This window comes from Paracoccus sp. (in: a-proteobacteria) (genome assembly GCF_030536915.1).
Classification (GTDB): Bacteria; Pseudomonadota; Alphaproteobacteria; order Rhodobacterales; family Rhodobacteraceae; genus Paracoccus.
Genome location: NZ_JAUNPC010000046.1, coordinates 1 through 20,557 on the forward strand (window position 1 = coordinate 1; position 20,557 = coordinate 20,557).

Genomic DNA, 20,557 nt, shown 5'->3' on the forward strand with positions numbered 1-20,557 from the left:
TGCCGGGCGACAACCTGAAGTTCGAGGTCGAGCTGATCGCGCCCATCGCGATGGAGGAGAAGCTGCGCTTCGCCATCCGCGAAGGTGGCCGCACCGTCGGCGCGGGCGTCGTGTCGAAGATCCTCGAGTGATTGCACGGTAGGGTGCGTGGTCTCCACGCACCTTGCGCCCCGTATGGTGCGTGCTTGCACGCACCTCGCGCAAGACCAAAGGCCCGTCCCGGAAGGGGCGGGCTTTTTGCCTGCAAGGAAGGCAAACCGACACCGCAAGCAATTTTCGTTGCACCGAACTTCGGCTTCGGCTTGCCTGTTTTCACCACGCAACCCCATCGGGCTGATGAAAACCTGTATCAAGACCCCAATTCCTGCAGTCTTCGCGGCCTGCAGCAGCTTGGCCAAGGCGGTCGATGCCCATCTGGTCGGCGACCATGCCACCGCCGATAGCCACTTCAAGGCTGCCGACAATCTCGCCGTCTTCTTCTGGCTGAATCCCTGCTGGTATGACGTCGAGAAGAACGTCGTTGAGGCCGCGCCTGCAGGCGACAGCAGCGTTATCCCACGCGCGGAGCGTGACAGGGATCGCGCCATTGGCGCAGCCGTGCGCGCTCAGGTCCTCGCGCGGGACGGCTATCGCTGCCGATACTGCGGGCTGCCCGTCATTGACGCACGTGTCCGCAAACGCGCCCACGCGCTTTATCCCGAAGCGGTTCCGTGGGACAGCCGCGACCTGCGCCGCCAGCACGCGGGCTTTGCCGCCCTGTGGCTGCAGTACGACCATGTCGTGCCCCACAGCCACGGAGGCAGGTCGGAAGCCGATAACGTCGTGATCACCTGCGGCTTGTGCAATTTCGCCAAGCATGGCTACACGCTTCGCCAGCTTGGCCTTTCCGATCCGCGCGACCGGGATCCCCTGCCGACCGACTGGGACGGCCTTCAGCGCCTGCGCCGCGTTACCCCTCGGACGCTGACCGTTACTTGACACGCGTGCCTCAGCCCGCCATAAGCCCCCATCGCCGCCGGTCACGCAGAATCGGTTGCATCTGACAGGGCCGCCCGTTATGGGGGCGGCCTTGCAGTTTTTCCAAGGTCCGATGCTGGCGCCGTATGGTGCGACGTCAGCCTCTCGACTGAAATCCCCGTTTCGAGGGATGCTTTGATGCAAAGCCAGACCATCCGTATCCGGCTCAAGGCGTTCGATTATCGCGTGCTGGACGCCAGCACCGCCGAGATCGTCAACACCGCCAAGCGGACCGGCGCGACCATTCGCGGCCCCATTCCGCTGCCGAACAAGATCGAGAAATTCACCGTCCTGCGTGGTCCGCACATCGACAAGAAGTCGCGCGACCAGTGGGAAATCCGCACGCACAAGCGGCTGCTGGACATCGTCGACCCGACGCCCCAGACCGTTGACGCCCTGATGAAGCTCGACCTCGCCGCCGGCGTGGACGTCGAGATCAAGGTCTGAGGGGGATCGTCATGCGGACTGGTGTTATCGCCAAGAAGCTGGGCATGACCCGGCTGTTCCTGGAAGACGGCCGTCAGGTGCCCGTCACGGTGCTGCAACTCGACAACCTTCAGGTTGTCGCGCAGCGCACCAACGAGACCGACGGATATGTCGCACTGCAACTGGGCGCGGGCGACGCGAAGCCGAAGAACGTGACTGCCCCGATGCGCGGCCATTACGCCAAGGCCAATGTCGCGCCCAAGCGCAAGATCGTCGAATTCCGGGTGTCCGAGGACAACCTGGTCCCCGTGGGCGAAGAAATTATCGCCGCCCATTACTTCGCGGGCCAGTTCGTCGACATCGCGGGCACCTCGATCGGCAAGGGCTTTGCCGGTGCGATGAAGCGGCACAACTTCGGCGGTCTGCGCGCCTCGCACGGCGTGTCGATCAGCCACCGTTCGCATGGGTCCACCGGCCAGTGCCAGGACCCCGGCAAGGTGTTCAAGGGCAAGAAGATGGCCGGCCATCTGGGTGCCGTGCGCGTCACGACCCAGAACCTGCAAGTCGTGCGCACCGATGCCGACCGCGGGCTGATCATGGTCAAGGGCTCGGTTCCCGGTTCAAAGGGCGGCTGGGTCACGATCAAGGACGCCGTGAAGAAGCCGGCGCCAGAGAACACGATCTATCCGGCCGCGCTGCGGTCCGCCGAGCGTGAAGCCAAGCGTCTGGCCGAGGAAGCCGCCGCCCAGGCCGCTGCCGAGGAAGAAGCCGCGCGTCTCGCCGCGGCCGAAGCCGAAGCCGCCGCCCAGGAGGCCGCGCTGGCCGAAGCTCAGGCCTCCACCGCTGCCGAGGGCGACGCCGCTGCCCCCGAAGGAGACGAGAGCAAATGAAACTCGACGTGATTTCGCTTTCCTCGGGCAAGGCCGGGGACATCGAGCTGCCCGACGAAATCTTCGGGCTGGAGCCGCGTGCGGACATCCTGCAGCGTGTGGTCCGCTGGCAGCGGGCGAAGGCGCAGGCCGGCACCCATTCCGTGCTGGGCAAGTCCGACGTCAGCTACTCGACCAAGAAGATCTATCGCCAGAAGGGCACGGGCGGCGCCCGCCACGGCTCGCGCAAGGCGTCGATCTTCCGCAAGGGTGGCGTTTATGCCGGCCCAACCCCGCGCAGCCACGCCTTCGACCTGCCCAAGAAGGTGCGCGCCCTGGGCCTGCGCCACGCGCTGTCGGCGAAAGCCTCGCGCGGCAAGCTGGTCGTGGTGGAGAACCTGGACCTCGCCGATGCCAAGACCTCGGTTCTGGCCAAGGCGGTTAAGGAACAGGGGTGGAAGCGCGTCCTGGTCATCGACGGTGCCGAGGTGAACGAGAACTTCGCCCGCGCCGCCCGTAACCTGGACGGCGTGGATGTCCTGCCCTCGATGGGCGCCAACGTCTATGACATCCTCAAGCGCGACACGCTGGTGATCACGCGCGCGGGTGTCGAGGCGCTGCAGGCCCGGCTGAACGGCGCGCAGGCTGCCGCTGCCGATCAAGGAGCGACCGTGTGATGGCTGCGAAACCCGAACATTACGATGTGATCGTCAAGCCGATCATCACCGAAAAGGCGACCATGGCGGGCGAGCTTGCCAATGCCGTCACCTTCGAGGTGCAGAAATCGGCCAGCAAGCCACAGATCAAGGACGCCGTCGAGGCGCTGTTCAACGTCAAGGTCAAGGCGGTCAACACCGTTCTGACCAAGGGCAAGACCAAGCGCTTCCGCGGCCGCCCCGGCGTCCGCTCGGACGTCAAGAAGGCCTATGTCATGCTCGAGGCTGGCAACAGCATCGACGTGAACACCGGCCTCTGACAAGGGCAGTAATCTGCGGTCCCCGGGACTCTCGGGGGCCGTGGTGCTTTTCGAATGAAACGGACCTTTGGTCCAAGGCAAACGGAAGACAGAAACCATGGCACTCAAGTCGTACAAACCGACGACGCCTGGCCAGCGCGGGCTGGTACTGATCGACCGTTCGGAGCTTTGGAAAGGCCGCCCCGTCAAGACCCTCACCGAAGGTTTGACCAAGACGGGCGGCCGGAACAACACCGGACGGATCACGATGTGGCATAAGGGCGGTGGGGCCAAGCGGCTTTACCGCGTGATCGATTTCCGCCGCACCAAGCTGGACGTCGCCGCCACCGTGGAACGGATCGAATACGACCCGAACCGCACCGCCTTCATCGCGCTGGTCCGCTATGAGGATGGCGAGCAGGCCTATATCCTTGCCCCGCAGCGTCTGGCCGTCGGCGACAAGGTCGTCGCCTCGCGCAAGGCCGACATCAAGCCCGGCAACGCGATGCCCTTTTCGGGGATGCCGATCGGCACGATCGTCCACAACGTGGAACTGAAGCCAGGCAAGGGCGGCCAGCTGGCCCGTTCCGCCGGCACCTACGCGCAGTTCGTGGGCCGTGACGGCGGCTATGCGCAGATCCGCCTGTCCTCGGGCGAGCTGCGGCTGGTGCGCCAGGAATGCATGGCGACCATCGGCGCCGTGTCGAACCCCGACCATTCCAACCAGAACTTCGGCAAGGCCGGCCGGATGCGGCATCTGGGCGTTCGCCCGACTGTCCGCGGCGTTGCCATGAACCCGATCGACCACCCGCATGGTGGTGGTGAGGGCCGGACTTCGGGCGGCCGTCACCCCGTGACCCCCTGGGGCAAGCCCACCAAGGGCAAGCGCACTCGTTCCAACAAGTCGACCGACAAGTACATCCTGCGGTCGCGCCACGCGAAAAAGAAGGGGCGCTGATCCATGTCACGTTCTGTTTGGAAAGGCCCGTTCGTCGACGCCTATGTCCTGCGCAAGGCCGAAAAGGCGCGCGACTCGGGTCGGTCCGAGGTCATCAAGATCTGGTCGCGCCGTTCGACCATCCTGCCGCAATTCGTGGGCCTCACCTTTGGCGTCTACAACGGGCACAAGCATATCCCCGTGAACGTCTCCGAGGAAATGATCGGCCAGAAATTCGGTGAATATTCGCCGACGCGGACCTATTACGGTCACGCGGCCGACAAGAAAGCGAAAAGGAAGTAAACCGTCATGGGTAAGGAAAACAATCCGCGCCGCGTGGCGGACAACGAGGCGATGGCGAAGACCAAGATGCTTCGCACCTCGCCGCAGAAACTGAATCTCGTCGCCGCCATGATCCGCGGCAAGAAGGTCGAAAAGGCTCTGGCCGATCTCACCTTCTCGAAGCGCCGCATCGCGGGTGACGTGAAGAAGTGCCTGCAGTCGGCGATCGCCAATGCCGAGAACAACCACAACCTGGACGTCGACCAGCTGGTCGTCGCCGAGGCCTGGGTCGGCAAGAACATGGTGCTGAAGCGCGGCCGTCCGCGCGCGCGTGGCCGGTTCGGCAAGATCATGAAGCCGTTCTCGGAAATCACCATCACGGTGCGCGAGATCGACGCTGCCGCCGAGGCTGCCAAGAAGGCGGCGAAGTCGCAGAAGCGCACGGCTTCGAACCGTCAGGCCGAAGTCACCGCCACCCCCGAAGCCGCTGCCGAGGAGCTCGCGTAATGGGTCAGAAGGTCAACCCCATCGGGATGCGCCTGCAGGTCAACCGCACCTGGGACAGCCGCTGGTTCGCCGAAAGCAAGGACTTCGGCAACCTGCTGCTTGAGGACGTGAAGATCCGCGAGTTCATCCACGATGAAGCCAAGCAGGCCGGCGTCAGCCGCGTCATCATCGAGCGCCCGCACCGCAAGTGCCGCGTGACGATCCATGCCGCCCGTCCGGGCGTCATCATCGGCCGCAAGGGCGCCGACATCGAGACGCTGCGCAAGAAGCTCGCGAACTTCACTGACTCGGAACTGCACCTCAACATCGTCGAGGTCCGCAAGCCCGAACTGGACGCCCAACTGGTGGCCGAGTCGATCGCCCAGCAGCTGGAACGCCGGGTCTCGTTCCGCCGCGCCATGAAGCGCGCGGTGCAGAACGCCATGCGCATGGGTGCCCTTGGCATCCGCGTCAACGTCGCGGGCCGCCTTGGCGGCGCCGAGATCGCGCGGACTGAATGGTATCGTGAAGGCCGGGTGCCGCTGCACACGCTGCGCGCCGACATGGACTATGCGCTGAGCGAGGCCAAGACGCCCTATGGGATCATCGGGGTCAAGGTCTGGATCTTCAAGGGCGAGATCATGGAACACGATCCGCAGGCCCATGACCGCCGCGCCACCGAGGCGCAGGAAGGTCCGGGGGCCCGCGGTCCGCGCCGCGACCGCGACGCGCGCTGAGGAGTAGGGAACAATGCTGCAACCGAAACGGACCAAGTTCCGCAAACAGCACAAGGGCCGCATCCACGGCGAGGCCAAGGGCGGGTTCAACCTGAACTTCGGCTCCTACGCGCTGAAGGCGACGGAACCCGAGCGCGTCACCGCGCGTCAGATCGAGGCGGCCCGCCGCGCGATCACCCGTCACATGAAGCGCCAGGGCCGCGTCTGGATCCGCATCTTCCCGGACGTGCCGGTGTCGTCGAAACCGACCGAAGTGCGGATGGGCAAGGGCAAGGGTTCGGTCGATTTCTGGGCCGCCCGTGTCCACCCCGGCCGGATCATGTTCGAGATCGACGGCGTCGATGACGAGATCGCCCGCGAGGCCCTGCGCCTCGGCGCGCAGAAGCTGCCGGTCCTGACCCGCGTCGTGCATCGCGAAGACTGGTAAGGGTGGTGCGTGGAAACCACGCACCCTGCAGTTACGGAAAGCTCCGCCGGAAACGGTGGGGCTTTTCTCATTTCGCCTTGCCCCGCTGGCAAATTTCCCGTATGTGCCACCCTTCATCTCGAACTCCACCGGGAATCAGGGTGGCCCAGTCATGCTGGGGCTCTCCGGTGATGTTGAAAGGAAAGGCGCCATGAAAGCGCAGGAACTGAGAGACAAGACGCCCGAGCAGCTGCGCGAGCAGCTGGTCGCGCTGAAGAAGGAAGCCTTCAACCTCCGCTTCCAGCAGGCCACCGGCCAGATCGAATCGACTGCCCGGATGCGTTCGGTGCGCAAGGACGTGGCCCGCGTGCTGACCGTCATGAACCAGAAGGCCGCCGACGCGGCCGCGTCGAACTGAGGAGCGGTTTCATGCCCAAACGCATCCTGCAAGGCCGCGTCACCAGCGACAAGAACGAACAGACCGTCACCGTCCTGGTCGAGCGCCGCTTCAAGCATCCCGTGCTGCACAAGATCGTCCGCTCGTCCAAGAAGTACCGGGCGCATGACGCGAACAACACCTACAAGGTCGGCGATACCGTCCGCATCATCGAATGTGCGCCGATGTCCAAGACCAAGCGCTGGACCGTGCTGACGGACGCCAGTGCGACCGAGGCTGTTCAGGCCTGAACCGAACCCGCGGCGGGCCATCCGGCCCGCCCGTGACATAGCGAAACCCTGGGGCCGGGACTGCAACCGGTCCCCAAAGGTCGGGAGCAAACCATGATCCAGATGCAGACCAACCTGGATGTTGCTGACAACTCCGGCGCGCGCCGGGTGCAGTGCATCAAGGTTCTGGGCGGATCGCACCGGCGCTATGCGTCGGTCGGCGACATCATCGTCGTCTCCGTCAAGGAAGCCATTCCGCGCGGCCGCGTGAAGAAGGGCGACGTCCGCAAGGCCGTCGTCGTGCGCACCGCCAAGGAAGTGAAGCGCGAGGACGGCACCTCGATCCGTTTCGACGCGAATGCCGCCGTCATCCTGAACAACCAGGGCGAGCCGGTCGGCACCCGCATCTTCGGGCCGGTGGTGCGCGAGCTGCGCGCCAAGAACTTCATGAAGATCATCTCGCTTGCGCCGGAGGTGCTGTGATGGCCGCCAAGCTCAAGAAGGGTGACCGCGTCGTCGTTCTGGCCGGCAAGGACAAGGGCAAGACCGGCGAGATCACGCAGGTCATGCCCAAGGACAACAAGGCCGTCGTGGACGGCGTGAACATCGTCCTGCGCCACACCCGCCAGTCGCAGACCTCGCCCGGCGGCCGCGTTCCCAAGAACATGCCGATCGACCTGTCGAACCTCGCGCTGATGGACGCCAACGGCAAACCGACCCGCGTCGGCTTCCGCATGGAAGGCGACCAGAAGGTCCGTTTCGCCAAGACCACGGGAGACGTGATCTGATGCTGGATCAAGCGACCTACACCCCGCGGCTCAAGGCGGAATACCGCGACCGCATCCGTGCCGCGCTCAAGGAAGAGTTCGGTTACAAGAACGACATGCAGATCCCGCGCCTGGACAAGATCGTCCTGAACATGGGCGTGGGCGAGGCGGTCAAGGACACCAAGAAGGTCAAGCAGGCCGCCGAGGAACTGTCCCAGATCGCTGGCCAGAAGGCCGTCATCACCCATGCCAAGAAGTCGATCGCCGGCTTCCGCGTGCGTGAGGAAATGCCGCTCGGCTGCAAGGTCACGCTGCGCGGCGACCGGATGTATGAGTTCCTGGACCGCCTGATCAACATCGCGCTGCCCCGCGTCCGCGACTTCCGCGGCGTCAAGGGCACGTCGTTCGACGGCCGCGGCAACTACGCCATGGGGCTCAAGGAACAGATCGTGTTTCCCGAGATCAATTTCGACAAGGTCGACGAGGTGCTGGGGATGGACATCATCATCACCACCAATGCGAAGACCGATGCCGAGGCGAAGGCGCTGCTGAAGCACTTCAACATGCCGTTCAACAGCTGACCCGCGCGAAGGAAGAACGATATGGCAAAGAAATCCATGATCGAACGTCAGAAGAAGCGCGAGCGGATGGTGGCCCAGTATGCCCCCAAGCGCGCGGCTCTGAACGAAATCATCAACGACCAGACGAAGCCGATGGAAGAGCGCTTCAAGGCCACGCTGAAGCTGGCCGAGCTGCCGCGCAACTCCTCGCCGACCCGGCTGAAGAACCGCTGCGAACTGACGGGCCGTCCGCGCGCCTATTATCGCAAGCTGAAGGTGTCGCGGATCATGCTGCGCGAACTCGGTTCGTTCGGCCAGATCCCCGGCCTCGTGAAGTCGAGCTGGTAAGGGAGAGGCACAGATGTCGATGAACGATCCGCTCGGCGATATGCTGACCCGCATCCGCAACGCTCAGATGCGCGGGAAATCCACCGTCCGCACCCCGGCCAGCAAGCTGCGCGCCTGGGTTCTGGATGTGCTGAAGGCCGAGGGCTATATCCGCGGCTATGAAGAGGTGACGACCGACGCCGGTCACACCGAAATCGAGATCAGCCTGAAATACTACGAGGGCACCCCGGTGATCCGCGAGCTTGCCCGCGTGTCCAAGCCGGGCCGCCGGGTCTATGCCGGCGCCAAGGCCCTGCCGCAGGTCCGCAATGGCCTCGGCGTCTCGATCGTGTCGACGCCCAAGGGCGTCATGACGGATGCAGCGGCTCGCAACGCCAATGTCGGCGGCGAAGTCCTCTGCACCGTGTTCTAAGGGGGGCGGGATGTCTCGGATTGGTAAGAAGCCGGTCGAACTGCCCTCGGGCGTGACGGCCGAAGTCAGGGGCCAGACCATCTCGGTCAAGGGTCCCAAGGGCACGCGGACCTTCACCGCGACGGACGACGTGGACCTGGTCCTCGACGGCAGCACCGTTTCGGTGAAGCCGCGCGGGCTGTCCAAGCGCGCCCGTCAGCAGTGGGGGATGTCGCGGTCGATGGTCGAAAACCTCGTCACCGGCGTGACCACGGGCTTCAGGCGCGAGCTTGAGATCCAGGGCGTCGGCTACCGGGCCTCGATGCAGGGCAAGTCCCTGAAGCTGGCTCTGGGCTACAGCCACGACGTCAACTTCGAGGCGCCGGAAGGCGTCACCGTCAACGCGCCCAAGCAGACCGAGATCGTGGTCGAAGGCATCGACCAGCAGGTCGTCGGCCAGGTCGCCGCGAACATCCGCGAGTGGCGGAAACCCGAGCCCTACAAGGGCAAGGGCATCCGCTACAAGGGTGAGCAGGTCTTCCGCAAGGAAGGCAAGAAGAAGTAAGGATCGCGCACATGGCACTGAACAAGAGAGAGCTGTTCCAGAAGCGCCGCCTGCGCGTGCGGAACAAACTGCGCGAGATGTCCGCCGGACGTCCGCGCCTGTCCGTCCACCGCTCGTCGAAGAACATCAGCGTCCAGCTGATCGACGACGCGCAGGGCGTGACGCTGGCTTCCGCCTCGACCTTGGAAAAGGATCTGGGCGTGGTCGGCAAGAACAACGTCGAGGCCGCCGCCAGGATCGGCGCGGCCATCGCGGAACGCGCGAAGGCGAAGGGTGTCGAAGAGGTCGTGTTCGACCGCGGCGGCTTCCTGTTCCACGGCAAGATCAAGGCGCTTGCCGACGCGGCCCGCGAAGGCGGATTGAAGTTCTGACAACTGTGGGTGGCGGTGACGCCACCCCGATGATCCGGGGGCTCTCCGGCCCACCTGGATCGGCTCAACCGGCGCGGACCCTGCGCCCGAATGCAAGGAATGCCTCATGGCAGAACGTGATAACCGCGGAGGTCGCCGCGACGACCGCCGGGACCGGGACGAAACCCCGGAATTCGCCGACCGTCTGGTCGCGATCAACCGCGTGTCGAAGACCGTCAAGGGCGGCAAGCGCTTCGGCTTCGCGGCGCTCGTGGTCGTCGGCGACCAGCGGGGCCGCGTCGGCTTCGGCAAGGGCAAGGCCAAGGAAGTGCCGGAAGCCATCCGCAAGGCGACCGAGCAGGCCAAGCGCGGCCTGATCCGCGTGCCGCTGCGCGACGGCCGCACGCTGCACCACGACATCGAGGGCCGCCACGGCGCGGGCCGCGTCGTGATGCGGACCGCCGTTCCGGGGACCGGCATCATCGCCGGCGGCCCGATGCGCGCCGTCTTCGAGATGCTGGGCGTGCAGGACGTGGTCGCCAAGTCGCTGGGGTCGCAGAACCCCTACAACATGATCCGCGCCACGCTTGATGGCCTGAAGGCCGAGGCCTCGCCCCGTTCGGTGGCGAGCCGCCGCGGCAAGAAGGTCGCCGAGATCCTGCCCTCGCAGGACGCGAAACCCGCCCAAGCCGAGGCCGAACCGGCCGTCGCCGAAGCCTGAGGAGAAGCGAGATGGCAACCATCGTCGTCAAGCAGATCGGCTCGCCGATCCGCCGCCCCAAGGAACAGCGCGCGACGCTGAAGGGCCTTGGGCTGAACAAGATGCACCGCACCCGCGAACTGCAGGACACCCCTGCGATCCGCGGCATGGTGAACGCGATCCCGCACCTCGCGAAGATCGTCGAAGAAAAGAACTGATGAAGCAAGGCCGGGGTTCGCGCCCCGGCCTTTTCCTTTGATCGCGGGCTCTTAACCGCGGGGCCGAGGGAACCGATCCACAGGGGTCCGGCGTTTCGCCCCAGCAAAGGAGAAACGCCATGCGCCACCTGAGCCTTCTTGCCGTCCTTGGCGGCACCGCAGTCCTTGCCGCCTGCGCCCAGCCGGCCTCGACCACCACGGTCATCGTGCCGCCGGTCGCGACTGAGTGCACCGCCGCCGACTACCAGTCCTATATCGGGCAGCAGTCGCCGGCGATCACCCTGCCGCCGGGCACCGAGTTCCGCCACTATCGCAGCGGCGAGGCCGTTGCCACGGATGTGAACCCCGCGCGGCTCAACTTCGAATATGATCGCGGCGGCCGCCTCGTCGGCGTGACCTGCGGCTGACATGAACGCAAACGCCCCGGCATTGCCGGGGCGTTTTCCGATTCAGCGCTGGGGCTGTGCCACATAGCGCAGGTAGGGCAGGGTCTTCGTCACCTTGCCGAAGCGTTCCTCGGCCTGCTCGTCGCTCAGCGACAGGGCCACGATCACGTCCTCGCCGGGGTTCCAGTTGGCCGGGGTCGAGATCGGCACCCCGTCCGTCGCCTGCACCGCGTCCAGCGCCCGCAGGATTTCCGCGAAGTTGCGGCCCACCGACATCGGATAGGTCATCGTCAGCCGCACCCGTCTGTCCGGCCCGATGATGAAGACGCTGCGGACCGTCGCGGTATGGGCAGGCGTGCGGTCCTCGGGCAGCGAGGCATCCGCCGGGAACATGTCGTAAAGCTTGGCGATGGTCAGCGAGGTATCGTCCGCCATGGCGAAATTGGCGGGGCAACCCGCCACCGCCTCGATGTCGCGCTTCCATTTGCCGTGGTCTTCCAGGCTGTCCACCGACACCCCCAGCACCTTGGTGTTGCGCTTTTCGAATTCCGGCACCAGTTGCGCCACGACGCCGAACTCGGTCGTGCAGACGGGGGTGAAGTCGCGGGGATGGCTGAAGATGATCGCGTAGCTGTCGCCCATCCAGTCGTGGAAGCTGATCTCGCCCTCGGTCGTCTGGGCGGTGAAGTCGGGGGCGGTGTCGTTGATGCGCAAGGCCATGGGGTGTTCCTTCAAAGCGGCGGATTGTCGCAGAGATAAGCCCTTGGCGGGAAAATGCCACCGGGCGCATGAGGGGCCGGCCTGCGGAACGCCGGTGGCACCGGTCACATCGTCAGTGCCGCCGACCTTGCGCCGGAAGTGCCTGGGTGCAACGCTGTCGCCCGACAACAAGCCGGCAAGGGAGAAAGACATGGCCGAACTGGCAGACAAGCGGAAATTCTACATCGATGGCGAGTGGGTTGACCCTGCCCGGGCGCAGGACCTTGAGGTGATCGACCCGACGACCGAGGAGCCCTTTGCGGTGATCTCGCTGGGCGGGCAGGCCGACACCGACCGTGCCGTGGCGGCGGCCAAAGCCGCGCAGCCGGGCTGGGCGGCGACTTCCCCGGCCGAGCGGCTGGGTTTCGCCGAGCGCCTGCTGGAAATCTACAAGCGCCGCAACGACGACGTGGCCCATGCCATGACCTGCGAGATGGGCGCGCCCACCGACATGTCGAAGGGCGACCAGGCCGAGGCGGGTTCGTTCCATATCGAGACCTTCATCGACAGCTTCCGCGACTTCGAGTTCATCCGTCCCTTGGGCGATCACGCCCCGACCAGCATGGTGGCCTGGGAGCCGGTCGGCGTCGTGGGTCTCATCACGCCGTGGAACTGGCCGATGAACCAGGTCACGCTGAAGGTGATTCCGGCGATCCTTGCCGGCAACAGCGTGGTGCTGAAGCCCTCGGAAATTGCGCCGGTTTCCTCGATGGTCTTTGCCGAGATGATCCATGAGGCAGGGTTGCCCAAGGGCGTCTTCAACCTCGTCAACGGCGACGGCGCGGGCGTCGGCACGCAGCTTTCGACCCACCCGGACGTGGACATGGTGTCCTTCACCGGCTCGACCCGCGCAGGCATCGCGATCACCAAGGCCGCGGCCGACACGCTGAAGAAGGTCGCGCTGGAACTAGGCGGCAAGGGCGCGAACGTCGTCTTCGCCGATGCCGATGAAAAGGCGGTGACGCGCGGGACGCGGCATGTCTTCTACAACTCGGGCCAGTCCTGCAACGCGCCGACCCGGATGCTGGTGGAACGCTCCTTCTACGAGCAGGCGATCGAGACGGCCAAGCGCGTGGCCGAGGAAACCACCGTCGGCAGCGCGCATGATGCGGGCAAGCATATCGGTCCCGTGGTCAGTAGGCAGCAGTGGGAAAAGATCCAGGGGTTGATCCAGACCGGCATCGACGAGGGCGCGCGGCTGGTTGCCGGCGGCCCCGGCCTACCCGAGGGCGTGAACCGCGGCTATTTCGTCCGCCCCACGGTCTTCGCCGACGTCACCCGCGACATGACCATCTTCCGGCAGGAGATCTTCGGCCCCGTGCTGTCGATCACCCCCTTCGACAGCGAGGAAGAGGCCGTCGACCTGGCCAATGACACGATCTACGGGCTGACCAACTACGTCCAGACGCAGGACGGCGCCCGGCGCAACCGGCTGGCGCGGCAGCTCAAGGCGGGGATGATCGAGATGAATGGCGTGAGCCGCGGCCGGGGTTCCGCCTTCGGCGGCGTCAAGGCCTCGGGACGCGCGCGCGAGGGCGGGGTCTGGGGGCTGGAGGAGTTCATGGACTCCAAGCAGATCTCGGGCTGGGACAAGGACGCCTGAGCCGGCAAGAAAGGGCGCCCCGAGGGGCGCCCTTTTTGCAATGCCTCAGCCCTGCGCCGTGCGCTCGGCTTCCAGTTCCTTCATCGCGTCCTCCCACAGCACGTCGCCATAGGTCTCGCGCAGGGTCGCCTTGACGATCTTGCCGGTCGCACCCAGCGGCAGGCTTTCCACGAAGATCACCCGGTCGGGCCGCTGCCAGCGCGGCACCTTGCCGTCATACCAGGCCAGCAGTTCATCCTCGGTCAGGTCGGACTGCGGCCGCTTGATCGCGCAGATCACCGGGCGCTCGTCCCATTTCGGATGCCGGGCGGCGATTGCGGCGGCATTGGCGATCTTGGGATGCCCCACGGCGATGTTTTCCAGGTCAACGGTGGAAATCCACTCGCCCCCCGACTTGATGATGTCCTTGGACCGGTCGCGGATCACCATGTAGCCGTTCGGGTCGATGGTGGACACGTCGCCGGTGCCGAACCAGCCGTCCCAGGTCAGGGCCGATTTCTCATGCCCGAAATAGCTGTCCAGCACCCAGTGGCCGCGGATCTGCAGCTCGCCCTCGGTTTCGCCGTCATTCGGCAGGACGCGGCCCTCGGCATCCACGATCCGCAACTCGGCCCCATAGGGCGGGCGGCCCTGACCGTTGCCGATGCGGTCCTGTTCCTCGAAGGGCAGCGACAGGTGCTTGGCCAGGGGCGCGTTCAGTGTGCCCAAGGGGCTTGTTTCCGTCATCCCCCAGGCATGGATCAGTTCGACCCCGTAGCGGTCGCGGAAGGCCGCGCGCATCGACGGCGGCAGGGCCGAGCCGCCGACCACGGTGCGCTTGAAGGTGGTGGGCTTCTCGTCCATGCCGTCCAGCGCCAGCAGCAGCCCCAGCCAGATCGTCGGCACCCCGGCGGCCAGCGTCACGCTTTCGTCGATGATCAGCCGCGCGAGGCTGTCGCCGTCCAGCCGCGGCCCCGGCATCACCAGCCGCGCGCCGACGGCGGCCGAGGCGTAGGGGATGCCCCAGGCGTTGACGTGGAACATCGGCACCACCGGCATCACCGAATCCGCCGCCCCGATCCCCAGCCCGTCGCGGTTGTTGACGCAAAGCGCGTGCAGCAGCGTCGAACGGTGGGAATAAAGCACACCCTTGGGTTCGCCCGTCGTCCCCGAGGTATAGCAGAGCGACGAGGGCGAGGTTTCATCGACCTCGGCAAAGGGCGCGGCGGGATCGCCCTCGGCCAGCAGCTCGTCGTGGAACAGAAGGCCCGGCAGTTGCGCGGCCAGTTCCTCGTCGCGCCCGCCCAGCAGGACGATGCCCGTCAGGGTCGGCAACTGGTCGCGGACCGAGGCGATCAGGGGCACGAAGGTCCGCTCGATGAACAGGATGCGGTCGGCGGCATGGTTGACGATATAGACCAGCTGTTCGGGCGCGAGGCGCGGGTTCAGCGTGTGGCAGACCATGCCCATGCCCGGTACGCCGAAATACAGTTCCAGATGCCGCCGGTTGTTCCAGGCCAGCGTCCCCACCCGGTCCCCCGGCTGCAGCCCCCGCCCCCGCAGGGCCGATCCGATCCGGTGCGCGTTGGCGGCGACCTCGGCCCATGTCGTCCGCTCGAATCCGCCCTCGGTCAGTGCCGAGACGATTTCCGTGTCGGCATGATAGCGCGCAGCGTGTTCGATCAGCGAGCCGACGCTCAGCGGCTGGTGCATCATCTGGCCAAGCAGCATGGTTTTCCCCCTTTTTGACGCCAGGACAGTGCGTCCACAGCCCGCCTGCCGCAAGTGTTTTGGCGCGCGTCCGGCCGCGACGATGCGTCCGCCTGTCCGCCTGGCGGAAAGCGGCCCGGATGCCCGATTGCCGCGTCCCGCCGCCTTGCCTATCGTCGCCCCGGATTTGACGGAGGGGAAGATGAAACTGCTGCGCCATGGACCGGCCGGATCGGAAAAGCCGGGGCTGCTGGATGCCGGGGGGCGGGTGCGGGACCTGTCGGCCCATGTCGCCGACATCGCGGGCGAGGCGCTGACGCCCGAGGGGCTGGCGCGGCTTGCGGCGCTGGACCCCGCCGACCTGCCGCTGGTCGAAGGGGTGCCGCAGGGGGATCTGCGCCTCGGCCCCTGCGTGGGGAATGTCGGCAAGTTCATCGCCATCGGCCTGAACTATGCCGATCACGCCGCCGAATCCGGGATGCCGGTGCCGACCGAGCCGATCGTCTTCGCCAAATGGACAAGCTGCATCACCGGTCCCGACGACGAGGTGCGCCTGCCGAAAGGTTCCACCAAGACCGACTGGGAGGTCGAGCTTGGCATCGTCATCGGCCAGCCCGCCTCGGACGTGCCGGTGGATGCGGCCCTCGGGCATGTCGCGGGCTACTGCGTCGTCAACGACATCAGCGAGCGGGAATGGCAGCTTGAGCGCGGCGGCACCTGGGACAAGGGCAAGGGCTTCGACACCTTCGGTCCGATCGGGCCGTGGCTGGTGACGGCGGACGAGATCCCCGATCCGCAGGCGCTGGCGATCTGGCTGGACGTGGACGGCAAACGCTATCAGGACGGCTCGACCGCGACGATGGTCTTCGGGGTGGCGGAACTGGTCGCCTATTGCTCGCGACTGATGCGGCTGATGCCGGGCGACATCATCACCACCGGCACGCCGCCGGGTGTCGGCATGGGGCAGGACCCCAAGATCTTCCTGAAAGGCGGCGAGGTCATGCGGCTGGGGATCGAGGGCTTGGGCGTGCAGACCCAGAAGGTGGTCGCGCAGGGCTGAGAGGGGCAGGCCGGGCCTGCGCCTGCCATGGCAAAGGTCGGCCCTGTTGATCCTCCTTGCCCCGGCATGACAGACTTGCCGCGACCCATCGAAAGGCGCCGCCCATGACCGACCTGCCGCTTTCCGGCCTGACCGCCGTCTGCATGGCCACCAATGTCCCCGGCCCGGCCGCGGCGGCGATCCTGGCGGGGCAGGGGATGGCGGTCGTCAAGATCGAGCCGCCCTCGGGCGACATGACGGGCCAGGCGATGCCGCAATGGTATGCCGAACTGAACCGCGCCGCGAAGATCGAGACGGTGGACCTGCGGTCCGATGCAGGGCAGGCGCGGTTCCGCGAACTGCTGAAGGGGGCCGACCTGCTGATCTCCAGCCACCGCCGGGCGGCGCTGGGGCGGCTGGGGATCACCGTCCCGGCGCTGGCGGAAATGAACCCGCGGCTTTGCTGGATCGAGATTGTCGGCGACGAAGAGGCCCCGGACCTGCCCGGCCACGACCTGACCTATCAGGCCGCGGCGGGGCTGCTGGACGGGCAGATGCCGCGCGCCGTGATCGCCGACATGGCCGGGGCCGAGCGGGCCGCCGGCGCGGCCGCCACGCTGCTGCTGGGCCGGGAACGGGGGCGTCCTCAGCGCCATGCCGTGATCGGGTTGCGGCAGGCGGCGGACCGCTTTGCCGCGCCGGTGCGCCTTGGCTTCACCGTGGATGGCGGGCTTCTGTCCGGTGTCTCGCCGGACTACGCCATCCACGCCCTGCGCGACGGGCTGGTCGCCTGCGCCGCGCTTGAGCCGCATTTCTCGGCCCGGCTGGCCGAGGTCGCGGGCGGCGACATTCCCGGCTTCTTCGCCGGCCTGACCATGGACGAATGCCGCGCCTTGGCTACGGAACGGGATCTGCCGCTGGAGCCGTTCCGGCCGTGACCCGCGCCCGCCGCTCGCGCGGCGGTTTCGCCGGGGCCGTCACGCCCTCATCCACAGCGGCGAAGCGGTGGGTCATGCGGAAGACGTCCACCGGGCAGGAATCGATGCAGGCGCCGCAGTTCAGGCAGTCGCCGGACCGGATCACCGGGCTGCCCTCGCCCTTCAGGGCCGGGACGATGACATGGGGTTCCGGGCAGATGTTGAAGCAGGCGGCGCAGTCGGTGCAGGCCGCCCGCCGGGTCGCCGCCACGCGGGCCAGGGAAAAGCGCCCGACCACGCCGTAAAAGGCGCCCACCGGGCAGAGATGGCTGCACCAGGCACGCCGCGCCACGAACAGGTCCAGCAGGAACACGGCCAGCACCAGCCCCCAGCCAAGGCCGACGCCGGTGATCAGCCCCCGCTGCATCATGCTGACGGGGTTGACCAGTTCCCAGGCAATGCGCCCGGTCAGCACCGCCGCCATCAGCGTCGCCGCCAGGATCACCAGCCGCGTCCGGCGGTCGAGCTTGCGGTCGCGGGTGAGGCCGGTCTTCTCGCGCAGCCAATGGGCGCTGTCGGTCACGACGTTGACCGGGCAGACCCAGCTGCAATAGGCCCGGCCCCCGACGATCAGGTAAAGCGCGACGATCAGCGCCGCCCCGACCAGCGCGGTCAGCGCGATCCCATGCCCCGCCGCCAGCGATTGCAGCAGGATATAGGGGTCCGACAGCGGCAGCACGCCCAGGATGTCGCTCGATGCGAAGTTCCCCCGCACCAGCCAGATCCCCGCCCATGGCCCCAGCATGAAGACGGCCATCGCCGTGATCTGGCTGGACCGGCGCATGAGCCACCACTTGTGCGACCGCCACCAGCCCCGCGCCGCGACCGACTGCCTGCGGGCGTCGAGGTCGAACCCCCCGATCATGCAGCCCGCCCGGCGCGGTTGCGCCCCTCTCCGCCAAGCCCCAAGTCACGCGGCAGCACGCGGATCGAGGCATGGCCGGTGACGCAATGCTTCTCGCAGGTGCCGCAGCCGGTGCATTTGTCGGAATGGACCACCGGCAGGACCACGGCGCGGCCGTCGATCTCGCCCTTTTCCAGCGTGATCGCCTCGTTGCGGATCGGACAGACGCGGTGGCAGATGCTGCAGTTGAGGCCCTTGTAGTTCAGGCAGGTCTCATGGCCGACCAGCACCGCCACGCCCATGTCGGCCTCGCGGATGTCCGGGATCTCACGGTCCAGCGCGCCCGTGGGACAGGCCCGCGCGCAGGGCACGTCCTTGCACATGAAGCAGGGCGTCGTGCGCGGGGTGAAGAAGGGGGTGCCCACCGCCGCCTCGTCGCCCCATTCGGCCAGCGACAGCGTGTCATAGGGGCAGGCCTCGACGCAAAGGCCGCAGCGGACGCAGGCCGAGAGGAAGTCATCCTCGGGCAGCGCCCCCGGAGGCCGCAGGGCGCGGGCATCGGCGCGGCTGGCCATGTTCACCAGCGCCGTCAGCGACAGCCCGGCCAGGCAGGCCGCGCCGCCCACGCGGGCGACCTCGCCCAAGGCGGCGCGGCGGGTGATCTTGCGTGGGCCGGCCATCGTCACCTCCTCCCGGGTTCGATGCGGGTCAGTCCTCCTCGGCGGCGCGTGCAGCCTTCTGTTCGGCCAGCAGCGGCTCGTAGCGGCGGTCGGTCAGCGTTTCGAGAAACGCGATCAGCGCGTCCACACGCACATCGTCAACCATCAGCCCCGATTCAAGCTCGGCCAGCGAGAGATTCGCGTCCACCTCGGGCGGGCCCCAGTCCTCGCCCGTCTCGGGGTTGATGCCCGCGTTCTTCCGGCGGCTCGTGTATTTGTTGTAGAAGACGATGGCCGTCCGCAGGTCCTCGAAGACGCCGTTGTGCATGTAGGGGGCGGTCACGGCCACGTTGCGCAGCGTGGGCACCTTGAAGCGGCCGGCCTGCGCGGGGTCGTCGATGCCGGGATGCGCCAGCAGCCCGAGGTCCGCGTGATCCCCGCCAAGCCCGCTTGCGTCCCGCGCGGCGGCGTTCACCGGCAGGCCGATGTTGTGGTATTCGTAATTGGTGAAGGTTTCCTTCTCGGCCACGCCCTGCTTGCGGCTCATGTGGCAGAGCCGGCAGTTCCAGGTGATGAAGACGGTGTGGCCGAATTCCTCCTGCGCGGTGAACTTTTCCTCGCCGCGCAGCCAGCGGTCATAGCGGGAATCGAACGGCGCGAATTCATCCGTCTGCTGATAGGCGGCCAGCGCCTCGGCCACGGCGTCGAAGGCGCCTTCCGGGTCGTCCAGCGCGCCCGGACCCCAGAGCGCCGCGAACTCGGCGGGATAGCCGGGATCGGCGGCAAGGCGGGCGGCGACGGTCTGCTTGTCGGGCATCGCCATCTCGACGGGGTTCAGCATCGGCTGGCCCGCCTGCTCGAACAGGTTGGCGGCGCGGCCGTCCCAGAACTGCCCGCCCTTCCAGTCGCCGGATTCGGTCTGGTGGAAATCGGGACTGAAGCTGGCATAGGCCAGCGTCGGCGTGTTGCGGTCGCCGTGCGAATCGCCGTCGTCCCCGACCGAGACGGCGAGGCCCGCCTTCCCTTCGCGCGGGTCGGTGAAGGCACGGGCGGGATCATGGCAAGTGGCGCAGGATTGCGAGTTGTTCCGCGACAGCGCGGGATCGAAGAACAGCCGCTCGCCCAGCGCCGCAAGGCGGGCGGGATCGGGCGCGCGCCTTTCGGGCGGCTCGGCGATGGCGGCCAGCGCCACGGCGGCCCAGCCGGCGGCGATCACCGTGCCCAGACCAAGCGTCGCCCTCAGCATGGCGCCATCTCCCTTTCCGCGGGCTGCGGGGCAGCCGTCCCCCGCGCCCGGATCTCGGCGGCAAGCAGCCGGTGCGCGGCAAGATCGGCAAGGTTCGCCATCCGCGACAGCCGCTGCCGCTGGGTCAGGTCGTCGCAAAGGGGCCGCCTGATCCCGGTCGGCCCGACCAGCCGGTCGTGCCAGGGCTGCAGCGCGGCCAGCAGGCCGGGAAGGTCCAGGCCCGCCAGCGCCGTGTCATCGGCGCCCGCATGGACCAGCATCTCGGTCGTGACGCGGAAGCCTGCGGCATCAGCGCGGGCCAGCGCCGGGTGGCCTTCCTGCGTCGCGTGAAGCAGGGCGAATGCCGACAGCAGCCTTGCCCCCGGCTCGGTCGCGGCGCGGGCCGACTGGAACAGTTCGGCCAGGGGCGCGAGGTCCTCGGGCATGGGGGCGAAGGCCCCGTGGTCCAGCGTCAGGGCGCTGGGCCGGAAGGGGGTGCAGCGCCAGCGGGCGTCATGGGCCATGTCGGCCACCCGCCAGCCCGCGATGGCCATGCCGCGCCCGGTTTCCACCACATAGCGCAGCAGCCGCCGGGTCATGGCCGCATGGGCGCGTTCCAGCGCGGCGCTGGCCGAGTCGGCCGTCACACGGACGATCACCTCGGCCAGCTTGCCGGCCTCGTTGCCATGCAGGGTC

Annotated in this window: 30 protein-coding genes and 2 pseudogenes; 26 read left to right on the plus strand and 6 right to left on the minus strand. The window is 67.1% G+C overall.

What is annotated here, in order from left to right; translation table 11 throughout:
* From tuf to Q4F04_RS09360, 23 genes and pseudogenes are all read left to right on the plus strand, one after another.
* Nucleotides 1–131 (plus strand): annotated as a pseudogene (tuf, locus tag Q4F04_RS09250) (elongation factor Tu); the annotation flags it as partial.
* A 205-nt stretch (nucleotides 132–336) separates the two neighbouring features.
* Entirely contained in the window at nucleotides 337–978 is a 642-nt protein-coding gene (locus Q4F04_RS09255; protein ID WP_303369549.1) for an HNH endonuclease, read from the plus strand.
* Nucleotides 979–1,155: 177 nt separating this feature from the next.
* A complete protein-coding gene (gene rpsJ / locus Q4F04_RS09260) occupies nucleotides 1,156–1,464 on the plus strand; it encodes a 30S ribosomal protein S10 (RefSeq protein WP_182791576.1) in 309 nt (102 codons plus the stop codon).
* An 11-nt stretch (nucleotides 1,465–1,475) separates the two neighbouring features.
* The gene (gene rplC / locus Q4F04_RS09265; protein ID WP_303369550.1) at nucleotides 1,476–2,333 is read left to right on the plus strand and encodes a 50S ribosomal protein L3; all 858 of its coding nucleotides are present in this window, start codon (nucleotides 1,476–1,478) and stop codon (nucleotides 2,331–2,333) included.
* Nucleotides 2,330–2,989, plus strand: coding sequence for a 50S ribosomal protein L4 (gene rplD, locus Q4F04_RS09270; RefSeq protein WP_303369551.1), 660 nt, complete (start codon nucleotides 2,330–2,332; stop codon nucleotides 2,987–2,989). The genes rplC and rplD overlap by 4 nt, the downstream gene beginning before the upstream one ends.
* On the plus strand, nucleotides 2,989–3,288 hold the full coding sequence (locus tag Q4F04_RS09275; RefSeq protein WP_182791579.1) for a 50S ribosomal protein L23: 300 nt from the start codon (nucleotides 2,989–2,991) through the stop codon (nucleotides 3,286–3,288). Before rplD ends, Q4F04_RS09275 begins: the two co-directional genes overlap by 1 nt.
* A gap of 97 nt (nucleotides 3,289–3,385) precedes the next feature.
* Entirely contained in the window at nucleotides 3,386–4,225 is an 840-nt protein-coding gene (gene rplB / locus Q4F04_RS09280; RefSeq protein ID WP_303369552.1) for a 50S ribosomal protein L2, read from the plus strand.
* Between the two features lie 3 nt (nucleotides 4,226–4,228).
* Nucleotides 4,229–4,507 (plus strand): 30S ribosomal protein S19, encoded by a 279-nt coding sequence (gene rpsS, locus Q4F04_RS09285; RefSeq protein WP_182791581.1) that lies wholly within the window; start codon nucleotides 4,229–4,231, stop codon nucleotides 4,505–4,507.
* 6 nt (nucleotides 4,508–4,513) lie between these two features.
* Nucleotides 4,514–4,891, plus strand: a pseudogene (rplV, locus tag Q4F04_RS09290) (50S ribosomal protein L22); the annotation flags it as partial.
* Between the two features lie 101 nt (nucleotides 4,892–4,992).
* The gene (gene rpsC / locus Q4F04_RS09295; protein ID WP_303369553.1) at nucleotides 4,993–5,709 is read left to right on the plus strand and encodes a 30S ribosomal protein S3; all 717 of its coding nucleotides are present in this window, start codon (nucleotides 4,993–4,995) and stop codon (nucleotides 5,707–5,709) included.
* Nucleotides 5,710–5,722: 13 nt separating this feature from the next.
* On the plus strand, nucleotides 5,723–6,136 hold the full coding sequence (gene rplP / locus Q4F04_RS09300; RefSeq protein WP_303369554.1) for a 50S ribosomal protein L16: 414 nt from the start codon (nucleotides 5,723–5,725) through the stop codon (nucleotides 6,134–6,136).
* 190 nt (nucleotides 6,137–6,326) lie between these two features.
* Nucleotides 6,327–6,533, plus strand: a complete 207-nt coding sequence (gene rpmC, locus Q4F04_RS09305; RefSeq protein WP_303369572.1) for a 50S ribosomal protein L29 — start codon at nucleotides 6,327–6,329, stop codon at nucleotides 6,531–6,533.
* An 11-nt stretch (nucleotides 6,534–6,544) separates the two neighbouring features.
* On the plus strand, nucleotides 6,545–6,802 hold the full coding sequence (rpsQ, locus tag Q4F04_RS09310; RefSeq protein ID WP_303369555.1) for a 30S ribosomal protein S17: 258 nt from the start codon (nucleotides 6,545–6,547) through the stop codon (nucleotides 6,800–6,802).
* Nucleotides 6,803–6,895: 93 nt separating this feature from the next.
* Nucleotides 6,896–7,264, plus strand: coding sequence for a 50S ribosomal protein L14 (rplN, locus tag Q4F04_RS09315; protein ID WP_036717337.1), 369 nt, complete (start codon nucleotides 6,896–6,898; stop codon nucleotides 7,262–7,264).
* Nucleotides 7,264–7,569 carry a 50S ribosomal protein L24 gene (gene rplX / locus Q4F04_RS09320; RefSeq protein WP_303369556.1) on the plus strand — a complete coding sequence of 102 codons (306 nt, stop codon included), beginning with the start codon at nucleotides 7,264–7,266 and terminating at the stop codon, nucleotides 7,567–7,569. The genes rplN and rplX overlap by 1 nt, the downstream gene beginning before the upstream one ends.
* Nucleotides 7,569–8,129 (plus strand): 50S ribosomal protein L5, encoded by a 561-nt coding sequence (rplE, locus tag Q4F04_RS09325; protein WP_303369557.1) that lies wholly within the window; start codon nucleotides 7,569–7,571, stop codon nucleotides 8,127–8,129. Before rplX ends, rplE begins: the two co-directional genes overlap by 1 nt.
* A 21-nt stretch (nucleotides 8,130–8,150) precedes the next feature.
* A complete protein-coding gene (rpsN, locus tag Q4F04_RS09330) occupies nucleotides 8,151–8,456 on the plus strand; it encodes a 30S ribosomal protein S14 (protein WP_303369558.1) in 306 nt (101 codons plus the stop codon).
* 13 nt (nucleotides 8,457–8,469) lie between these two features.
* Nucleotides 8,470–8,868, plus strand: coding sequence for a 30S ribosomal protein S8 (gene rpsH, locus Q4F04_RS09335; RefSeq protein WP_182791590.1), 399 nt, complete (start codon nucleotides 8,470–8,472; stop codon nucleotides 8,866–8,868).
* Nucleotides 8,869–8,878: 10 nt separating this feature from the next.
* Nucleotides 8,879–9,412: a 50S ribosomal protein L6 gene (rplF, locus tag Q4F04_RS09340; RefSeq protein ID WP_303369559.1), complete on the plus strand. Its 534-nt coding sequence runs from the start codon at nucleotides 8,879–8,881 to the stop codon at nucleotides 9,410–9,412.
* Between the two features lie 11 nt (nucleotides 9,413–9,423).
* Entirely contained in the window at nucleotides 9,424–9,783 is a 360-nt protein-coding gene (gene rplR / locus Q4F04_RS09345) for a 50S ribosomal protein L18 (RefSeq protein ID WP_303369560.1), read from the plus strand.
* Between the two features lie 106 nt (nucleotides 9,784–9,889).
* The gene (rpsE, locus tag Q4F04_RS09350; protein ID WP_303369561.1) at nucleotides 9,890–10,483 is read left to right on the plus strand and encodes a 30S ribosomal protein S5; all 594 of its coding nucleotides are present in this window, start codon (nucleotides 9,890–9,892) and stop codon (nucleotides 10,481–10,483) included.
* Nucleotides 10,484–10,494: 11 nt separating this feature from the next.
* Entirely contained in the window at nucleotides 10,495–10,680 is a 186-nt protein-coding gene (gene rpmD / locus Q4F04_RS09355; protein ID WP_303369562.1) for a 50S ribosomal protein L30, read from the plus strand.
* A gap of 119 nt (nucleotides 10,681–10,799) precedes the next feature.
* Nucleotides 10,800–11,087 carry a hypothetical protein gene (locus Q4F04_RS09360; protein WP_303369563.1) on the plus strand — a complete coding sequence of 96 codons (288 nt, stop codon included), beginning with the start codon at nucleotides 10,800–10,802 and terminating at the stop codon, nucleotides 11,085–11,087.
* Between the two features lie 42 nt (nucleotides 11,088–11,129).
* On the opposite strand, the gene Q4F04_RS09365 is transcribed toward Q4F04_RS09360, so the two are convergent.
* Entirely contained in the window at nucleotides 11,130–11,786 is a 657-nt protein-coding gene (locus Q4F04_RS09365; protein WP_303369564.1) for a peroxiredoxin, read from the minus strand.
* A 199-nt stretch (nucleotides 11,787–11,985) separates the two neighbouring features.
* Here Q4F04_RS09365 and Q4F04_RS09370 point away from each other — a divergent pair, with 199 nt between their 5' ends.
* Nucleotides 11,986–13,428 carry an aldehyde dehydrogenase family protein gene (locus Q4F04_RS09370; RefSeq protein ID WP_303369573.1) on the plus strand — a complete coding sequence of 481 codons (1,443 nt, stop codon included), beginning with the start codon at nucleotides 11,986–11,988 and terminating at the stop codon, nucleotides 13,426–13,428.
* Between the two features lie 45 nt (nucleotides 13,429–13,473).
* On the opposite strand, the gene Q4F04_RS09375 is transcribed toward Q4F04_RS09370, so the two are convergent.
* Entirely contained in the window at nucleotides 13,474–15,138 is a 1,665-nt protein-coding gene (locus Q4F04_RS09375) for a long-chain fatty acid--CoA ligase (protein WP_303369565.1), read from the minus strand.
* Nucleotides 15,139–15,319: 181 nt separating this feature from the next.
* Here Q4F04_RS09375 and Q4F04_RS09380 point away from each other — a divergent pair, with 181 nt between their 5' ends.
* Nucleotides 15,320–16,177: a fumarylacetoacetate hydrolase family protein gene (locus tag Q4F04_RS09380; protein WP_303369566.1), complete on the plus strand. Its 858-nt coding sequence runs from the start codon at nucleotides 15,320–15,322 to the stop codon at nucleotides 16,175–16,177.
* 104 nt (nucleotides 16,178–16,281) lie between these two features.
* The gene (locus Q4F04_RS09385; protein ID WP_303369567.1) at nucleotides 16,282–17,094 is read left to right on the plus strand and encodes a CoA transferase; all 813 of its coding nucleotides are present in this window, start codon (nucleotides 16,282–16,284) and stop codon (nucleotides 17,092–17,094) included.
* Here the strand turns inward: Q4F04_RS09385 and napH are convergent.
* From napH to Q4F04_RS09405, 4 genes are all read right to left on the minus strand, one after another.
* Complete coding sequence (gene napH / locus Q4F04_RS09390) at nucleotides 17,054–17,998, minus strand: quinol dehydrogenase ferredoxin subunit NapH (RefSeq protein ID WP_303369568.1); 945 nt, start codon at nucleotides 17,996–17,998, stop codon at nucleotides 17,054–17,056. The two genes, Q4F04_RS09385 and napH, sit on opposite strands and share 41 nt — an antisense overlap.
* Complete coding sequence (gene napG, locus Q4F04_RS09395) at nucleotides 17,995–18,657, minus strand: ferredoxin-type protein NapG (protein ID WP_303369569.1); 663 nt, start codon at nucleotides 18,655–18,657, stop codon at nucleotides 17,995–17,997. The genes napH and napG overlap by 4 nt, the downstream gene beginning before the upstream one ends.
* Before the next feature lie 28 nt (nucleotides 18,658–18,685).
* Nucleotides 18,686–19,882 carry a cytochrome-c peroxidase gene (locus Q4F04_RS09400; protein WP_303369570.1) on the minus strand — a complete coding sequence of 399 codons (1,197 nt, stop codon included), beginning with the start codon at nucleotides 19,880–19,882 and terminating at the stop codon, nucleotides 18,686–18,688.
* A partial coding sequence (locus Q4F04_RS09405) for a methylamine utilization protein MauJ (RefSeq protein ID WP_303369571.1) occupies nucleotides 19,876–20,557 on the minus strand: 682 nt, incomplete at its 5' end. The genes Q4F04_RS09400 and Q4F04_RS09405, both read right to left, overlap by 7 nt.

Coding starts and splice junctions, on each gene's coding strand:
- Q4F04_RS09275 (WP_182791579.1), top strand. CDS start 2,989: ATGGCTGCGAAACCCGAACATTACGATGTGATCGTCAAGCCGATCATC.
- rpsQ (WP_303369555.1), top strand. CDS start 6,545: ATGCCCAAACGCATCCTGCAAGGCCGCGTCACCAGCGACAAGAACGAA.
- rplE (WP_303369557.1), top strand. CDS start 7,569: ATGCTGGATCAAGCGACCTACACCCCGCGGCTCAAGGCGGAATACCGC.
- rpsC (WP_303369553.1), top strand. CDS start 4,993: ATGGGTCAGAAGGTCAACCCCATCGGGATGCGCCTGCAGGTCAACCGC.
- Q4F04_RS09385 (WP_303369567.1), top strand. CDS start 16,282: ATGACCGACCTGCCGCTTTCCGGCCTGACCGCCGTCTGCATGGCCACC.
- rpsN (WP_303369558.1), top strand. CDS start 8,151: ATGGCAAAGAAATCCATGATCGAACGTCAGAAGAAGCGCGAGCGGATG.
- rplX (WP_303369556.1), top strand. CDS start 7,264: ATGGCCGCCAAGCTCAAGAAGGGTGACCGCGTCGTCGTTCTGGCCGGC.
- rplP (WP_303369554.1), top strand. CDS start 5,723: ATGCTGCAACCGAAACGGACCAAGTTCCGCAAACAGCACAAGGGCCGC.
- rpsH (WP_182791590.1), top strand. CDS start 8,470: ATGTCGATGAACGATCCGCTCGGCGATATGCTGACCCGCATCCGCAAC.
- rplF (WP_303369559.1), top strand. CDS start 8,879: ATGTCTCGGATTGGTAAGAAGCCGGTCGAACTGCCCTCGGGCGTGACG.
- rplC (WP_303369550.1), top strand. CDS start 1,476: ATGCGGACTGGTGTTATCGCCAAGAAGCTGGGCATGACCCGGCTGTTC.
- rpsE (WP_303369561.1), top strand. CDS start 9,890: ATGGCAGAACGTGATAACCGCGGAGGTCGCCGCGACGACCGCCGGGAC.
- rpsS (WP_182791581.1), top strand. CDS start 4,229: ATGTCACGTTCTGTTTGGAAAGGCCCGTTCGTCGACGCCTATGTCCTG.
- rplB (WP_303369552.1), top strand. CDS start 3,386: ATGGCACTCAAGTCGTACAAACCGACGACGCCTGGCCAGCGCGGGCTG.
- rplN (WP_036717337.1), top strand. CDS start 6,896: ATGATCCAGATGCAGACCAACCTGGATGTTGCTGACAACTCCGGCGCG.
- rpmC (WP_303369572.1), top strand. CDS start 6,327: ATGAAAGCGCAGGAACTGAGAGACAAGACGCCCGAGCAGCTGCGCGAG.
- napG (WP_303369569.1), bottom strand. CDS start 18,657: ATGGCCGGCCCACGCAAGATCACCCGCCGCGCCGCCTTGGGCGAGGTC.
- rplR (WP_303369560.1), top strand. CDS start 9,424: ATGGCACTGAACAAGAGAGAGCTGTTCCAGAAGCGCCGCCTGCGCGTG.
- Q4F04_RS09375 (WP_303369565.1), bottom strand. CDS start 15,138: ATGCTGCTTGGCCAGATGATGCACCAGCCGCTGAGCGTCGGCTCGCTG.
- napH (WP_303369568.1), bottom strand. CDS start 17,998: ATGATCGGGGGGTTCGACCTCGACGCCCGCAGGCAGTCGGTCGCGGCG.
- Q4F04_RS09365 (WP_303369564.1), bottom strand. CDS start 11,786: ATGGCCTTGCGCATCAACGACACCGCCCCCGACTTCACCGCCCAGACG.
- rpmD (WP_303369562.1), top strand. CDS start 10,495: ATGGCAACCATCGTCGTCAAGCAGATCGGCTCGCCGATCCGCCGCCCC.
- rpsJ (WP_182791576.1), top strand. CDS start 1,156: ATGCAAAGCCAGACCATCCGTATCCGGCTCAAGGCGTTCGATTATCGC.
- Q4F04_RS09255 (WP_303369549.1), top strand. CDS start 337: ATGAAAACCTGTATCAAGACCCCAATTCCTGCAGTCTTCGCGGCCTGC.
- Q4F04_RS09380 (WP_303369566.1), top strand. CDS start 15,320: ATGAAACTGCTGCGCCATGGACCGGCCGGATCGGAAAAGCCGGGGCTG.
- Q4F04_RS09360 (WP_303369563.1), top strand. CDS start 10,800: ATGCGCCACCTGAGCCTTCTTGCCGTCCTTGGCGGCACCGCAGTCCTT.
- Q4F04_RS09400 (WP_303369570.1), bottom strand. CDS start 19,882: ATGCTGAGGGCGACGCTTGGTCTGGGCACGGTGATCGCCGCCGGCTGG.
- rplD (WP_303369551.1), top strand. CDS start 2,330: ATGAAACTCGACGTGATTTCGCTTTCCTCGGGCAAGGCCGGGGACATC.